The organism is Methylobacterium sp. Gmos3 (genome assembly GCF_056430985.1).
In genome coordinates, this window is sequence record NZ_JBWJYL010000012.1 from 40220 (window position 1) to 56222 (window position 16003).

14 protein-coding genes and 1 tRNA gene are annotated in these 16003 nt (G+C 63.2%); 7 read left to right on the forward strand and 8 right to left on the reverse strand.

From position 1 onward, the window contains the following. Positions 1-10 precede the first annotated feature (10 nt). Positions 11-793 (reverse strand): recombinase family protein, encoded by a 783-nt coding sequence (locus tag ACS5Q7_RS22255; protein WP_478341450.1) that lies wholly within the window; start codon positions 791-793, stop codon positions 11-13. Between the two features lie 150 nt (positions 794-943). Between ACS5Q7_RS22255 and ACS5Q7_RS22260 the strand changes: the two genes are divergently transcribed. From ACS5Q7_RS22260 to ACS5Q7_RS22270, 3 genes are all read left to right on the forward strand, one after another. Then, positions 944-1252, forward strand: coding sequence for a hypothetical protein (locus ACS5Q7_RS22260; protein WP_478341451.1), 309 nt, complete (start codon positions 944-946; stop codon positions 1250-1252). Between the two features lie 873 nt (positions 1253-2125). Further along, a complete protein-coding gene (locus ACS5Q7_RS22265; protein ID WP_478341452.1) occupies positions 2126-2605 on the forward strand; it encodes a Ros/MucR family transcriptional regulator in 480 nt (159 codons plus the stop codon). Between the two features lie 477 nt (positions 2606-3082). After that, a complete protein-coding gene (locus ACS5Q7_RS22270) occupies positions 3083-3469 on the forward strand; it encodes a hypothetical protein (RefSeq protein ID WP_478341453.1) in 387 nt (128 codons plus the stop codon). 474 nt (positions 3470-3943) lie between these two features. Here the strand turns inward: ACS5Q7_RS22270 and ACS5Q7_RS22275 are convergent, their stop codons facing one another. The 5 genes from ACS5Q7_RS22275 to ACS5Q7_RS22295 form a co-directional block, all read right to left on the reverse strand. Further along, positions 3944-4708, reverse strand: coding sequence for a molybdate ABC transporter substrate-binding protein (locus ACS5Q7_RS22275; protein WP_478341454.1), 765 nt, complete (start codon positions 4706-4708; stop codon positions 3944-3946). 598 nt (positions 4709-5306) lie between these two features. After that, positions 5307-5897 (reverse strand): lysozyme inhibitor LprI family protein, encoded by a 591-nt coding sequence (locus ACS5Q7_RS22280; protein ID WP_478341455.1) that lies wholly within the window; start codon positions 5895-5897, stop codon positions 5307-5309. Between the two features lie 53 nt (positions 5898-5950). Then, complete coding sequence (locus ACS5Q7_RS22285) at positions 5951-6355, reverse strand: lysozyme inhibitor LprI family protein (RefSeq protein ID WP_478341489.1); 405 nt, start codon at positions 6353-6355, stop codon at positions 5951-5953. Positions 6356-6496: 141 nt separating this feature from the next. Continuing rightward, positions 6497-8044, reverse strand: a complete 1548-nt coding sequence (locus tag ACS5Q7_RS22290; protein ID WP_478341456.1) for a sensor domain-containing diguanylate cyclase — start codon at positions 8042-8044, stop codon at positions 6497-6499. A gap of 92 nt (positions 8045-8136) precedes the next feature. Further along, entirely contained in the window at positions 8137-9816 is a 1680-nt protein-coding gene (locus ACS5Q7_RS22295) for a methyl-accepting chemotaxis protein (RefSeq protein WP_478341457.1), read from the reverse strand. Between the two features lie 1612 nt (positions 9817-11428). On the opposite strand from ACS5Q7_RS22295, the gene ACS5Q7_RS22300 reads away from it, so the two are divergent. Then, entirely contained in the window at positions 11429-13096 is a 1668-nt protein-coding gene (locus tag ACS5Q7_RS22300; RefSeq protein ID WP_478341458.1) for a recombinase family protein, read from the forward strand. Here ACS5Q7_RS22300 and ACS5Q7_RS22305 read toward each other — a convergent pair. Then, positions 13067-13143 (reverse strand) — tRNA-Arg (locus ACS5Q7_RS22305). The two genes, ACS5Q7_RS22300 and ACS5Q7_RS22305, sit on opposite strands and share 30 nt — an antisense overlap. 428 nt (positions 13144-13571) lie before the next feature. On the opposite strand from ACS5Q7_RS22305, the gene ACS5Q7_RS22310 reads away from it, so the two are divergent. The 3 genes from ACS5Q7_RS22310 (at position 13572) to ACS5Q7_RS22320 (ending at position 15105) form a co-directional block, all read left to right on the forward strand. After that, on the forward strand, positions 13572-13775 hold the full coding sequence (locus ACS5Q7_RS22310) for a hypothetical protein (protein ID WP_478341459.1): 204 nt from the start codon (positions 13572-13574) through the stop codon (positions 13773-13775). Positions 13776-13865: 90 nt separating this feature from the next. Beyond that, entirely contained in the window at positions 13866-14441 is a 576-nt protein-coding gene (locus ACS5Q7_RS22315) for an endonuclease domain-containing protein (protein WP_478341460.1), read from the forward strand. Positions 14442-14445: 4 nt separating this feature from the next. Beyond that, complete coding sequence (locus ACS5Q7_RS22320) at positions 14446-15105, forward strand: hypothetical protein (protein ID WP_478341461.1); 660 nt, start codon at positions 14446-14448, stop codon at positions 15103-15105. Between the two features lie 551 nt (positions 15106-15656). Here ACS5Q7_RS22320 and ACS5Q7_RS22325 read toward each other — a convergent pair. Next, positions 15657-15920, reverse strand: coding sequence for a hypothetical protein (locus tag ACS5Q7_RS22325; RefSeq protein WP_478341462.1), 264 nt, complete (start codon positions 15918-15920; stop codon positions 15657-15659). Positions 15921-16003: the final 83 nt, after the last annotated feature.

Consider the following 16003-nt stretch of genomic DNA (forward strand, 5'->3'; position numbering starts at 1 on the left):
CTCATGACGATTATCGGAAGTTACAAGTATGTGGCTTCGATGGGAAAGGGCCGAGTAGCGCGCAACGTTCAATGCGCGCCACGACCTTCTTGACGTGCGACGGTCCCCAAACGCCGCCCCGCGGCGCCGGGATGCCACGCTCATTCAGCCCTGCCGCGATCTTCCGAAGAGAATTAGCCCCGGCAGACCTAATATCGGAAATGATAGGGGCGAGATCGGCTGCGCGATTGTTGGCATTCAGTTGTTGGCGCGCTCGCCCTAACGACCTCCCGACGTCGTGTCTGCTCAGATGGCTTGGATTTCCTAGCTGTGTAGCTTTCCCCGCCGCCCGCAACGTATCGCGCTGCGCATCAGAAAGATTGGCATAAAAGATCCGTTTTGCAGCGAGTGCTTCGCGCGTGCGTCTTGAAATCATCTCCCGCTCGGCCTGAGCAATCACTGCCATAATACCGACAACCAACTCATTAGCCTCGGGCATGTCGGCGGCAATAAAACGAGCGCCGGCCTTTTGCAGGCCAATAAGGAAATGAGCATCGCGTGAAAGGCGATCCAGCTTGGCGATGATCAAAGTTGCATTTTGCAATCGGCAAAGTGCCAGCGCCCTTTGCAACTGCGGCCGGTCATTGCGACTGCCGCTTTCAATTTCGACGAATTCCGCGAAAACGGATCTCTGCCGACTGTTCAGAAAGCTGGTGACCGAATGGCGCTGGGCTTCCAAACCGAGGCCCGAACGACCCTGCATATCCGTAGATACTCGCAGGTAGGAGACGAACTTTTCTGCGGTCGTCGCCATATCAGGGCCCTCACGAAGTGTACGTCCCCGTTATTTGCCGATTTTAGAATTCAATTCTTCTGAAATAGCAGATTATCTTCAACCCTTAGTTGTACCACGACAACTTATAAAGGCAGTCGCGTATTTGGCGAATTATGAGATAACTCGGCTATGACCAATGTGATCCGCCCCACCTTCCGCCGTGCCGAGGCCGAAGCCACTCCTGAAGCCGTTGAGGCGTTCAGCCCCCTACAGGTCTACGGCGTCGCCGTCGGCCATTTTGTGGCGTTGATCCGCGCCGAGGACGAGAAGGTCGGCATGACGCTGCAAGTGATCGTGGGGCGCGAGGGCGGCGACAGCGCTGAGTCGGTTGCGATCTTTCCCGATAGCGCCGAAGGCGAGGCGGACGCTGAGACGACAGCATTCGGGATCTTGCGTGCACTGGAGATCGTGAAAGAGGCGATGTTAGGCGCCAGCTAGAGACCGACCGACTGTAGACACCTACGGCTCTCAGAATCGCGTCATCGCACGGCCGGCACGATGGACCAGTTGCGACCATGCAAAGGCCGCAGCTGAAGCTTGGCTCTCCATCGGATAGGTCCGCCCCGATTCGGCGATTTGTTCACCAGCCGACGAGACGAGGACCCACTCCCAAGCAGGCCCGGACGGGCGGATCGTGAAGTGCATTATAGGCTCGTGCGATGAGAAGCATCACGCGAGAATGAAGCATTGGCATTTTCGGCCCATGCGTAATCCGCACTCATCCAATCACATGTGTTATGCTGGAAATGCCTATCCTCGTTATCCCCGCTCTCCACCGCATCAGTTCGTCCCCTTGGGCTCGTCAACGGTGGACGCACTCAGTAGGCCCACGCAAAAGCCCGCACCGGAGGACCGGGCGCGCTAAATATTCAACGCGAGAGATTGTTACTTCCCGCTCGGGGCCGCTCCACTCCCGGTCGCGCCGTTACCACTGCTGCCAGACCCTGCAGCCGATCCCGAGGTAGAGGTGTCACCATTCGGCGTGCTCTGTGCAACCGCGATACCGGCGCTTGCCGTGAGAAGCGCCACGGCGAGAACGGCGGACTGGATTGTACGATTCGTCATAGCGTGCTCGGAACATGCTGAGCCGGCCCATGCCGGTATACTGAATCAACGGCAACGGACGGAGTGCGTTCCTCCGGTCCATCCCGGCTGACTCAGTGCAAGCTTTGCGTGCACCTTGCACAGAACGTGATTCAAAAGATTATAGAAACAATGCCGCTGGCTGTCGGTCTACCGGAATACATACTTGCTAAAAGTTCTATATTGCTCCATTGCAACCGTGGGCGCGCGCGAGAAAGGAAAGATAAATTGAGCGAGAACGAAATAAGTAACAATTCCATGATGATCGAACGAGTCGGCGACTTGGTTGCTGCCTACGTCTCGAACAACCACATCGCCGCCGCCGACTTGCCGGGCCTCATTGCGACAATCCACACCGCTGTCAGCGGCCTCGGCGGCAACGGTTCGAGCTTCGAAAAGACTGGCTCCACCGCCGAGAAGACCACATCAGCCGAGGTGAGGAAGTCCATCCGCCCGGATTGCTTGGTCAGCTTCATCGATGGCAAGTCCTACAAGACGCTGAAGCGCCACCTCACAAAGCACGGCCTGACGCCGGACAGGTACCGTGAGCGGTTCGGACTGCCGGTCGATTATCCGATGGTGGCATCGTCGTACAGCGAGAAGCGGTCGAGCCTCGCGAAGTCGCTGCGTTTCGGGCAAACCAGCAGTCACAAGGTACAGGTTGTCGAAGAGAAGCCGGCGCCGAAAGGGCGAAAGAAGGCACCGTAATCCCGCAGCGATTAAGCACTGCCGGCGTCCTAGGGCGTAGCGTCGGCATCCTGCAACCAGTCAGGTAAGCCGGGGACGACCTCTCCGGCTACCTCACCCGCAGTCGCCAGCGCCCGCTCGGCCTTTGCCTCGGGATGCTCCGCGCGAACCTCTGCAAACAACTTTCGAGCCCGACGATCAATCTCCTCGTCGGACAATCTCGGCTCCTCCAGATCAGTCATTCGGTTCGTCCTAGCCGCTCGTCATCAGTGTTACCCCGCCACCCAATCCGAGGTCAGTCGATGGGGTTTCCGATGTCCAGCCGGGTGAACCGTCAAGCAGAAGTGCTAGATCCAGCGATATGGTTGAACGGTTAGCCGTTCGTTCCGAGGATCGTGTGGAATCAGGACAGGCGAGCCGAACGGCTTGAGGCTGCACACCGCGTCCCCATTTTCCTGAAAGCTGCCTCGCCCCGGCATCTGAAAGTGGGAGGGTCCGATGAATGTGCTTCTCGTGGGCTACGAGCCGGAGGCGGTCGATTTCTCGGACCCGGCCCTGACGCCAGGCCTGGACGCACAGAAGATCCACCAGGGGATCGCTATGGCGCTGGACGAAATGCGCAGCCGCGGCTGGAAGGCGGATCACTGCCTTATACGTCCCGACGAGCAGGCGGTTCCGACGCTGAAGCAGAAGCTCGCCTCGGCCCCGTACGACTGCCTCGTGATCGGAGCCGGTGTCCGCGTCTGGTCACGTCACCTGCCGGTCTTCGAGGCGATCATCAACGCAACTCGGGAAGCCGCACCGACGATGCCGATCGCCTTCAATACGAAGCCTCAGGACAGCGCTGAAGCCGTCGAGCGCGTGTGCGGCTCTCAAGTGGCCTGACGTCCGCCCATCGCGCTCGCTCATATTGTGGCCGCTACTGCGGCCGCGCTGATGGCCGTACGTCCGCTAACATTTGGAGGCAACTTGATGACGATCAGAGAGCCGTTGGCTACCTGGACCGGCCTGCTCCGGCGCTGATCCGGCGCTTCTCCTTAAGCGCGGATCAGGCCGAGGATGCACAGGCACCCATGCTGTCCGAGAACGCCGAAATAGGTCGGCAGCACCATTCTGGCGACGGCTTCGGCACTGCGTTGCCTCGACGGTCAGCGAACGGTCGTCCGCAATCATCAGCACGCCGCAATAGTCGATGCGCAGCGTCCCGTGCTTCGGGTGAACCGCGAACAATTCGGCCGCCGTCCAGCTGAGCCGGTGCGTCTCGTCGCCGAGGCAGCAAAACTGAAGCGATGCGTCATTTAGATTGCACTGATGCGCCGCTTGCGAACGCCCCTTGAGCTATGGCCGTAAGTTCATTTCTCAGCCGGGGTCGAAGCCCTTGGCGCGAATGACGGCAGCCGCCGCCGGGGTCTTGAGAAATGCGAGGAACGCCTTCGCCCGCTCGCTGTCCGCGGTGCCCGTCGAGATCCCACCAGCCAGCACCACGTAAGACTGAACGTCGGGCGGAAACGGCCCGATGACATCCACGCCGGGGACTGCCATCAGCTCCGGCATCAATTGCACGGCGAGATCGGCCTCGCCCCGCACGACAAGCTCGCCGGTCAGGCCCGTGGGCACCGCCTTGCCCCTTGCCTTCACCTCTTCCTCGATTCCAAACCGACGGAGGGCCGCGATGAACACCGACCGGCTCGCCCCAGAGGTGCTGTAAGCGACTGAGTTCACTTCAAGGAGTGTCTGCTTGAGCGCTTCAGCGGAGCCGATGTCCGGCCGTGGGACCCCCTTCCTGACGGCGACGCCGACTCCTGTACGAGCGATAGTCATGGCGCCTCCATCGGCGACTCGGCCCTGCTGGACCAGAGCGACGACCAGCGCTGGGGTCAGGACCGCAACGTCGAACGGTTTCCCCACCTCAGCCATCACTTTGAGGTTGTGGGCCGTGTCGTAGGTGACGAGAAGGCGGTCGCCACTGGCCCGTTCAAATCGCGGCGCAAGCTCGACCAGAGCAGTCCTCAGGCTTTGGGAGCAAAGGACGGTGATATCGGCGGCCCAGACGGCATTCGGGAAGCCCCATACGGTGACCGCGAGTAGGCACAGCGCGCTTAGCCTCGATGCGATCCTGACCATCCCCACCCCCATGTCAGACCGGAAGAGGCATCGCCCCACCTCGGATCGATGACCCATGCCCGGGCAAGCCAAATGTCGCCAACGCAACGCGAAACCAAGCATATTGGGGATGTCCCCCTAACAAGCTTGAGCACGGATGGAACCGCACTCAGACCCTTCTGCCTCTACTCGCACGACGGGCGTGGTCCGGTCACACTCCACCATCACAACCTGATGCCGCTTTCGCGGATCCCGGCCCATTTCGCCAGGGCGAGGCGTGCGGCGACAGGTTGTCGAGGGCGTCCCGCCAGCGAGCGACGGGATCGGGGCTGGCTGACATGCCGTCGAGCTAAAAGTCTAAAGGCGGTCGAGCTATGCCGGCGCGATAGGGGATCGGTTAGGTCTATGTGCCGTGGCCGCTTGCGACCCAACCCTAACGTAGTAGGAGTTCGGTGCTTTTCTCAGAAACAGACCTGCCGGGCGCGTGCGGACGAAAGCTCAGCGTATCTGCCCCGCCTTGATGCGTGTGCGGATGCAACTTCCATCACCCGACCCCTGTGCGCCGACGATCGTCAGGGGTCGCGAGCGAAATGGATACCGGCGGCGGGTCATAGTCGTGTCAAGGCAGGCGATGGTAGACGCCGGCGAAGACCGCGCCGCCCGGTAATTCGCAGGTGCCGGACTGGGTGATCTTCCAACGGTCCGCATTCAGTGGCTCGAAGGTCAGCCTGCAGGGGCCCTCGGCGAAAGTGGCCGGCCCTTCCCGGAGGTCCAACAAGGCGTCAGTCCCGGTGGCGAACACGTCGCCCGCCTCCTTGCCGCCGGCCCCGACATACGTCGACGACAGGGACACGCTGGCGAAGCCGTGGATCGGTCCCACGACGTTGAGGGTGCCATGGTTGCCCTTGGGCTCCTCGCTGAAGAAGTCCGTGCCGACGGTGGCCCCACCCTCGGACCGTTGGAGTTCGGCGTTCCGCCGGTCGTAGGCCTCGGCAAGGCAGGTTGCGGTGCTGCAGGTCTGAGCAGTCCTCAGCCACCTTCGCTGCCGCGCCTCGACCCCATCGCGCCTCCCGGCCTTCAGGGCGGCAGCGTAAAGCCTCGCCATGATCTCGTCCCGGGCATCGAGGGCGGCGTGCCCGCAGACGAGTCGTTCCATTCCGATCGACGCCTTGGCACAGTCGAAGCTTGCCGCGTGGGCAGCCGGCGCCATGAATGCGAGTGCGAAAGATGCCCCAAGGTGGGTCACCGTGCACTGGAGAACACTCACCGCTCGCATGACATGCTCCCGCCCGGGCAAGCCAACTGGTCCGTCAGGTCGCGGGTCCGGCGCTCGGTCATGGCGGTCGCGCACTCCCCCAGGAGCATGGGCATGATCGTGCCGTTACCATCGGGATGATCGGCATCGTAGCCAGTCTCGAGCCGGCATTCGAGATTGCGGAAGCGCCGCCATGCTTGCTGAGCGAGGTCGAGGTTGCGTCGCCCGTTCGGGTCGAGCTTGGCCTGCAGGGCATCCAGTGCATTCGCGAGGCCGACCTCGGCTTCGTCCAACTTGCCCTTGGCGCAGAGCGTCCCCTCGGTCTGGTTCTGGGTGTCCGCGCAGAGCGCCGGTACCTCTGCCATCGTGGCGGTTGGCCAGAACATCAGGACACCCAGAAAGGCATACTTCATCACGAGGCCTCAATCGGACAGGGTTTCATCACGGCCCTGTCCCAGCCTTTGCCGGTGCTATCACGACAACGTAGCCTCGGGCATGACGCGACCACTGGAGGGCATCACGCCGAACCGAGATACGAGGGAGCGATCAGGCGATCAAGTTAAGCCCACGACCTGAAGCTGTGGTCTCTGTGCAGTTCCCGAGGATACTTGTGTTCTCGCGCAGCGGGTTTGATTGCGTCCCGCTGACTTAGCTTCGTAGAGCGCGGCATCGGCGAACCGGTAGAGAGCCATCAAGGACGCGCTGTCCGCCCCGCTCGGCGTGATGACCGCCGCTCCGATGCTCACCGTGATTGCGCCTGCCCCGCCGCCGATGGAACCGATAGCCAGGGTGCTTACCTCGCGATGCACGATCTCGGCGATCCGCATGGCGCCGGCTTGGTCGGTGTTCGGGAGGAGGATGGCGAACTCCTCACCACCGACCCGGCAGACCAAGTCATGGGGCCTGTGCACGCTGGCGGAGAAGCATTGGCTCAGCCCCTGCAGAACCTCGTCGCCGACTTGATGCCCATACCGGTCGTTGAAGCGCTTGAAATGGTCGGCATCGATGATCAACAAAGACAGCGGGTTGCAGTCGCGACGTCCCTGCTCCCAGGCGCGTGTGCCCGCCTCCTCGAATGCCCGGCGATTGGGAAGCCTCGTCAACGCGTCTGTTCGAGAGAGACGTTCGAGTTCCGCTTGCGCGGCTTCGCGTTGTCGCAATTCGCGACCGAAGAGGATCGCCAGCGCGACGGTCAGCCCGCTTAGCGCCAGCAAGATGCCTCCAATCGCGGTGGCCTTGACCCACCAGTCAGCCTCTATCGTCTGTGTAGAGAGTGCGACGTTCAGGATCAGCGGCAGCCTGCCCACTCGCATGAACGTGTAGTGGCGCTTGATACCATCACGCACCGACGTCTTGATGAAGGTGCCGCTGCTTTGGTGAAGGAAGCCCTGAAAGGTTGGGCTGCTGGCAATATTCGTTCCGATATCATCCTCGTTGAACGGATGGCGCATGATGCGCGTGCCATCGTCCAAATAGAGGTTGATCGCACCGTCGGGACCGAGATCGATCTTCTGGAAGAGATGCGTGAAGTAGGACAACTTCAGACTGCCAAGGACTACGCCGCCGAAGCTGCCATCGGGGTTGTCGATCCGGCGGCTGAAGGGCAGCATCCGCTCGCCGGTAAGGCGCGACACAATGGGGCGCCCAACATAGAGGCCGCGGCCTACGCGCGTTCTGTGAACCTGGAAGTACTCACGATCTGCGTAATTGCCCTTGCGCGGCGGTACCGCATCGAGATCGGCAACAATATCCCCGCGCTCATCGATTACGATCATCACACCCATATCGCGCGCGGTCGCCGCTCTGTCGAAAAGAACGAGTTGGCGCAGGTGTGGGGTGAGTTCCGCCACACCAGGGGTTCTAAAATTTTCAGCGGCCGCCCTGATGGACAGGTCATACATCTCGATGTTGCGGGCGATGTCCCGTTCCAAGACTTGAAGCAGGTTCTTGGACGTCTGCTCGGCCCGCTCCCAGGCATCCTGCCTCAGATCGAACAGCGTGAGACCCGAGGCGACCAGCATGCCGAGGGGGGCAACGAAGCTCAAAACGAGCCAGACTCTGGCTGACTTAAGGAAGTGCCTCGCAATCGTGAAGTAGCCCATCGTTGCCTCGCTTCGGGCATAGATTAGCATCGCCCCCGACCTGATGAGAGGTGGGGTATAGTCAGGTGTTGGCTTTCTGATTAATTTCGGGATCAGGCTGCACGCACGGTGGCGAGGAAGCGGTTGACCTCGGCCTGAAGATGCTCCGAGTGCTGCGATAGCTCGGATGCCGAAGCCAGCACGTTGCCGGCTGCCGTTCCGGTGTTGTCCGCAGCATCGGCCAATCCCACAATGTTGCTCGTCACCTCGCCCGTGCCAATCGCGGCCTGAGCGACGTTGCGCACGATTTCTCGCGTTGCCGCGCCCTGCTGCTCCACGGCAGAGGCAATGGACGTGGCAAAGGCGCCGATCTCCCGGACGCGCCCCGTGATCGCACCGATGGCCGCAACGGTTCGGTCGGTGACGCCCTGGACTTCGCCGATCTGGCTCGCGATTTCCTCGGTTGCCCGCGCCGTCTGGCCCGCGAGTTCCTTCACCTCGGCGGCAACGATCGAGAAGCCCCGGCCCGCCTCGCCGGCCCTTGCAGCCTCAATGGTCGCGTTGAGGGCGAGGAGGTTGGTCTGGTTGGCGATAGTGGAGATCAGGCCCACCATCCCACCGATCCGTACAGAAGTCTGTCGCAGTGCCTGGATCAAAACGGTAGTCTGATCGGCCTCGCTCATGGCGATCTCGGCGAGTTCTGCCGATCCCTGCACCTGCCGGCCGATCTCCTGCACCGAGGCGCCAAGCTCTTCGGCTGCGGCGGCGATGGTGCCGATGTTGCTCGCCGCTTCCTCGGCCGCTGAGGCGACCGCCTCCGATTGGGCGGCCGTCTCCGAAGCGGTGTCGCTCATGGTCCCGGCCGTTGACTGCAACGCGGTGGACGCAGCGGAGACCAGCCTCACCACGTGCCCGACATTCCGCTCGAACGTGTCGGCCAGGGCATGAATGGCCACGCGCCGCTCAGCGGCCGATATCCCTTGTGCCGCCCGTGCTTCCTCCTCAAGGTCGCGCGAGCGCACCAGTCCCTCCTTGAACACGCGGGTCGCCTCGATCATCCGGCCGATCTCGTCGCGCCTCCGCGCCGCCGGCACGGGCTTGCTCAGGTCACCGGAGGCCAACGCGTCCATGACATCAGCCAGCGCCAAGGTCGGGCGGGCGATGCCACGACCGATGAGGTATGCGAGGCCACCGATGACGGCGCCGCTGACCCCGAGGCCGATCAGCAATTCGATCAGGGTGGACCGCATCTGAGCGAAGGTATCATCGGCATAGATGCCAGAGCCGACGATCCAGCCCCACGGCGCAAAGCCCTGGACGAAGGAGATCTTATCGACCGGATGGTCCGCTCCGGGCTTGGGCCACTGATACGAGACGTACCCTGATCCGGAGGCCGCGACCGTGACGACCATCTCGTTGAATAGCGCCTTACCATTCGGATCGCGGCTCTGCTTAAGATCCTTGCCGTCGAGTTCCGGTTTGAACGGGTGCATCACCATGCGGGTCTGCATACCGATGATAAAGAAGTACTCGTTCCCGGCGTAGCGCAGCGCTTTTACCGCAGCTGCCGCGTTGGCCTGCGCTTGGCTGCGATCCATCCGCCCGGCTCGCTCCTGCTCCTCGTAGTGCTTCAGGACGCTGTAAGCTGTCTGAACAAGATCGCGCGTCTTCAAAGCGCGTGTCTCGTTGATCGCTCCGTTGAGCCCGTAGGCGGCGATACCGGCGACGGTGATCATACCTAAAACCGCAATGGCGACGAGGGCTTGGAACTTGAGCCCGACACTGAGCCGCATGGCGCTTCTCCCGCTATTCGATTGCGCCAAATTTAGAGACTGCACATTTAATACGATATCACTTGTCAGACATGAATGGCTGGATCTCACGCGTTCGTCATCGCATATCTGACTTGAAAACACCTATAATCAAAATATCTTTTGTCATACTTCAAGTTTTTTCGCGCAAATTTCCCTTAATAATTTCGTAACTCCACGGTTCGTCCAGGTTTATAGAGAATTACTACAGTCGGTATATTTTTACTGGTACGCACAGGTGCTTCAACGCCCATGAGGCCCACGGCTCACGCAAGGCCCGGTCGGTGCGCAGCGGGGCTCGCCCTGCCCGACCGCGGGACGCTCACGTGCGATGATCGATCTCCGGCACACCGCCATCGCATCCGATCCACACCGGGCGACCGACTCAACGCATGTTTCGTCCGGAAGCAGACCGGCTGTTTTCCACCCGACTCAGTCGCTCATCGCTGCCGCTATGCGCCAGTTTCGGCCTCGCCATTAGGCCCATCGGGATGACTGAGGTGGGTCGAATGCGGATCGTCCGCTTCCGGGCAGAGTGCCATCCTGCGCTCTCGGCGAATGGCGGGTCCACCGCCATTCGCCGAAGTTGTGGAGCATTCCAGGCCGAGCGTTGACCAGGGTCCAATCCGATGGTCCACTCCCCGGGTCCGATGCCTCGCGAGATGGGTGGTCGAGGGTCTAACCCCTTGATGTCGTACCCCTTCGGTTTTGGCTTAGAATCCTGGCTACCCACCCTTTACGTTGTAGGCGTCGTTGCAGGTCATGACCTTTTTTGCGGTTTGACCTCAGGTTTTTATGCGCTTCGCCTTAAACCTGTCTCAGCAATCTTAGCGGAGCGATGCCACTTGCGCTCGCTCGAGATTCTTCGAAACTTGCCCTCACACGGCGGTTCGCGGGCCTTTACGCGCGGATGCGTCGTGTCGCGCCGGGGAAGGTGAAGAAACTGCCCCACGCTGGCCGACAGCCAGCTCCGGATGCGTAGGCTGTCGGTCGGCGTGGGACTTCACGTGCTTCGTGGCGTACAAACCCTCCGCTCCGCCGGCGGCGCGCACCTCGCGTGCATCGCGGCCGGCACGGATGACATCGGGTGCGGTAGCCGGCCCCAAGACATCGCTGAAGTCCCCGCCCGCCGGAGCACCTGTCACAGGTCGGGGAGCCACCTTCAGCACCGACGAGCCCGCCGCGCTGCCCCGGCAGCGCAAACGTGGACGCACGTCGCGACGCGACCCTGAACCACCTAGGGTTGTGGATGATCTGTCGCGTCCCGTACCGATCTCACGCGCCGAACTTGACGTGATCGAGACCTACCTCGGCGCCCAGATCGACGCGCTGTTGCGCGAGTTCGCCCGGTGACGCTGTGCACATCCACGCCCTGCGCGGCGCCCGGCGACGCCGGAAGATCGCCCCACGTCCGGGTTCCGCGCGCCCGGCGCTGCAAAGCTTCGCTCAGCGCCGCTCCAGCCAGCGGTAACGCCGCTTCGCTGCCGGCAAGCGCTTGTGGAGAGCGAGCCGTCCGCGCTTGCCCGCGAGTCGCGGCTCACACAGCCTGTACGATTCCGTCACCAGCCGATGCTGAAAGACCGAGGGCCGCTCGATGACGCGTTACACCCGCAAAGCGCACTTTGTGCCCGCGATCGACGGGCCACTGCGGATTTGCTCGTACCTGCGCGTCTCGACAGGACGGCAAGCCGAAGGCGATTTGTCTATCCCCGATCAGCGGCGACAAATCCAGGCCTTCTCCGGCAACAAGGGGTGGTCGGTCGTGGCAGAGTTCGTTGATCCGGGCGCTTCGGCCACGGACGACAATCGACCGGAGTTCCAGAAGATGATCGAGCGGGCGACCGATGACGATCGTCCCTTCGATGCCATTGTTGTCCACTCCTACTCGCGCTTCTTTCGGGACAGCTTCTTTGGGGAGATGTACGAGCGCCGCCTCCGCAAGGTCGGCGTGCGGTTGATATCGATCACCCAGGAATTCGGCGATGAACCCGGTCAGGTGATGACACGTCGGCTGTACGGCCTGTTCGACGAGTACCAGTCGCACGAGAATGCCAAGCACGTGCTGCGCGCCATGAAGGAGAACGCGCGGCAGGGCTTCTACAACGGTGCGCCGGTGCCGCTCGGCTACATGTTGGTCGAGGTCGAGAAGCGTGGGACGAAGATCAAGAAGCGCTTGACCGTGGATGCGGTCGAGGCCGAGACGATCAAGCAGATCTTTCGCCTCTACCGGGAGGGCGACGGCACCTCCGGACCGTTGGGCGTCAAGGCAATCACCTGCTGGCTGAACGAGCGCGGTTACCGCACCCGCAAAGATGCCCGCTTCGGCGTCGCCACCACCCACGGCATCCTAACGAACCGAGTCTACGTGGGCGAATGGGTGTTCAACCGGCGCTGCTCGAAGACCCTGGCCGAGAAGCCGAAGGCCGAGCAGATCTCAATCAGCGTGCCGGCGATCATCGACCACGCCGAGTTCGAGGCGGTGCAGGCGACTCTCAAAGCCCACGACCCGAGGGTCACACCGGCGCGTGTCGTCACCGGCCCGATCCTGCTGACGGGCTTGGCCACCTGCACGACCTGCAACGGTCCGATGACGCTGCGCACCGGGACGTCGAGATCGGGACAGGTGCACAAGTACTACCGGTGCTCGACCCACGGTCGGATGGGCAAGACTGGCTGCACCGGTTGCAGCATCCGCATGGACACGCTCGACAACTTGGTGATCGATCGTCTGATCGCCGAACTGCTGCAGCCGGATCGCCTGCGGGAGACGCTGGCTTCGCTGCGGTCGCAACGAGACGAGAAGGCGGCGCAGGTGGACGGACGCGTAGCAACACTTCGCGGCCAGGTTGTAGGCGCGGAAGACAAGCTGAGGCGGCTGTACCGGATGGTTGAGGAGGGGATGACCGACCTCAACGAGATTCTGAAGGACCGCCTCAAGACGCTGAAGGAGGAGCGGGACCGAGCAGCCGCAGCGCTCGACCGGATCCGGGTAGCCGAGCGACCGCCAAGGGAGATCCCGCCTGAACTGATCGAGCGATTCGGTCGGCTGATGCGGGAGAACGTGACGGCGGGAGAGATCCCATTCCGCAAGGCGTGGCTTCAGTCGATTATCGATCGGGTAGAGGTCGGAGCCGACGTGATCCGCATCGTGGGCGACAAAGCCAGCCTGGAGTTGGCTATCGCGGGGGCCGGCTCTTCATCCGTGCCCGGTGTTCGCAGTTCTGTACGTAAATGGCGCACCCGACACGATTCGAACGTGTGACCTTTGCCTTCGGAGGGCAACGCTCTATCCAGCTGAGCTACGGATGCTGACCGTGCCTCTCACCTAGCCCAAGCGGGCGGGGAGCGCAACGGTGTGATGGGTGGCTGCCGGGCTCGACATGAAGTCGCGAGCGGCCCGAAGGCCAAGGGCATAGGTACGGATCGGGCCGCTCGCACAGGGAGCTGCGGGTAAGCCGGGAGGGAGCCGGAATGAACGCGCCCCATGAACGCACCCCTTGCCGCAATCGCTGACACGAACGCGGACAATTCAAAACCTCAGGATGTCCCCCCGGTAGCCAAGGGCGGTGTCCGTGCGGTATCTCTTCATCACGGCGGCGTGAGCTTCGCGCCTCCGGGTTCAGGCGGCAGCGCGGGTTCGTGTGCGACCGTTCCTCCCCCTCAGCGATGCGGTACGGCCGACCCTTCCGGCCGCCGAAATCAGGCGGCGGATCGCAGGCTTGAGGCCGGGCGAGCGCTTGGTCGTTCTCGAGACCGGCCTCGATGCCATCGGCGCCCTGCTGTCCGACGATCCGAATCCCGAACGCGCCGTGCTGCTGGTTTCGCGCGGGGAAAGCTCGTCCGCGTCCGCGCGCCTCGACGGGCTACTCGACGACCTTGCCGCCCTTGCCCTGGCACGGTGGCCGCACTGGCATGGCGAGGAGGGCGGCGCCGATCCCTGACGGAAGGCGGCCTCCAAACGCGCCGCGCTCGGGCTCCCGCCGCGCTTCCGGCGCACGGCGCGGGAACTCGAACTGGCTCGCCTGACGACGGTGATCGACCCCTCCGGCGTCGTGCTGCTCTGGGACATCGATCCGGCCTCGGCCCTGCGCGCGGGACCGGCGGTCGAAGCCTTGGAATGGTGCGCGAGACACGGGGCTCCGGTCGTCGCGGCCTTGCCGGCGACACCACCTGAGATCGCCCCCTACGACCGCATCCTCTACGGGGCCGTCGCGTTCGGCAGGGTCGAGGTCCCGGCGGTGGCGCGCTTCATCGCGCCGGCCGGCGCTCACCCGGCGAGCCAGACCGAACGCCAGGTCGCCGCCGCCCTCGGGCAGGATGAGGACCTGGCGGGCCTGTTCGTGTGCAACGCGCCGGTGCCCGTCGGCGCCTGGGGCGGGACGGCGCGGGTCGACCTGCTCTGCGCGGAGCATCGGATCGTCGTGGAACTCGACGGGCCCGAGCACCGGACGGAGCCCACATTCCGCAACGACCGTCATCGGGACTACGAATTGCTGACGGCAGGCTATCTCGTGCTGCGCCTCACCAACGAGCAGGTCGCCACCGACCTGTCCCTGGCCATCGAGAAGATTCGCGCCGTCGTCCAGCTGCGGCGCCAACGGGGATGAGCCGATGAGCGGAACGCCGACACCGAAACAGGCCCTGGTCCTGTGGTGCCTCCTGGGCCGGGGCGGCAGCGCCCTGCAGAGCGCCCTCGCCCCGAAGCTCGACAAGGCGGATCGGGAAGCCCTGGTCGCGGGCCGCTACATCGAGGCCGCGAAGCAGGGACGCTCCCTCCGGCTCACCGTGACGGACCGGGGCTGGGACTGGGCCGGCAAGAATCTGCGCGAGCCCCTGCCCGCGTCCTTCCGCGTGTTGCAGGATTGGCTGGCGCGGATCGACGCCGATTTGGCCCGGTCGGGGCGGACGCTCGCGGAGCTGATCGGCCCGCCCGCCGAGGAGCCGGCGCCCCTTCCCCCGAAGCCTGTCTCAAAGCCCCAAAAATCGACCGCAAGGCCGAGCGCCAGGACGGTGCGGGCGCGGATCGAGTCGGCCTATCTGACGCTGACCGGCGGGAAGAAGGCCGAGGCCGTGCGCCTCAGCGCCCTGCGGGTCGCGCTGAAGGATCTCGACCGGGCCACCGTCGATGCCGGCCTCGCAGCGATCCTGCGGGGTGATCCGAAGGCGCGGCTGAGCCGATTTAGCGACCCTCGCTCCCTGGACGAGGCCGAACGCGCAGCCGCCTACAGCCCGGCGGGCGAGCCCTTCCACATTATCCGGATCCAATCATGAGCGATGCCCTCGACGCCCTGCGTGAGGTTGATTTCGACTGGGTGCGTACCCTCGACAGCATTTGGATCGACTCTCCACCGATCGGCAGTCCAAACGAGCAGCTCGTTCCGGACATCATCGGGAAGCTTCATCGCCAGTGTCGCCGTCCTGAGGACCGCACGCGCGGTCGCGTGCTCGTGGGTCCATCCGGCATCGGAAAGACCCATCTTATCGGGCAACTTCGGCGAGAGGCATGGCACAAGGGTGGTTGGTTCGTCCCTCTCGACGTTATTGGACTCACGGATTTTTGGCGCAGCGCGGCGCTGAGCTTCGTGACCGCCCTGCTCAAGACGATGCCGGACGGACGGCGGCAGTCCGATGCCGTCATCGCCGGTATCGCCCGTCGCTTTAGTGTCGAGAAGGAGGTCGAAACCGCTTTCGGCACGCCGAACATGGATGCGCGGCGGATTGTTGATGTCCTCGGCAAGGCCTTGCTAAACGTCGATATGGGCCGAGCTCTCGCCCATCTCGATGTCTTTCGCGCCCTCTGCCTGCTGCGCTCGCAGGATTTTTCAGTTGTCGCTCTCGCACACGCCTGGCTCCAGGGTTACGAGACCGATGCCGCTGCACAGGCGGCTCTCGGTTTCAAGCCTCCCCCCGCACCAAGTGAACTCGTTCGCGGCATGTGCTGGATCATGGGGCTCAGCGCGCCGACGGTGATCGCCGTCGATCAGATCGACGGCGTGATCGAGGCAAGCCGTTTCAACGCCGGGGACGGCTTCGAGGCACAAACTGGCCTCGCGGAGGTACTCGCGGCAGGTCTCCTTGAAACCCACGATCTCTGCGACCGATGCGTCACGGTGGTGACCTGCCTGGAAGAGTCGTGGGTGCGCCTTCAAACACAGGGCCTCGACTCGTT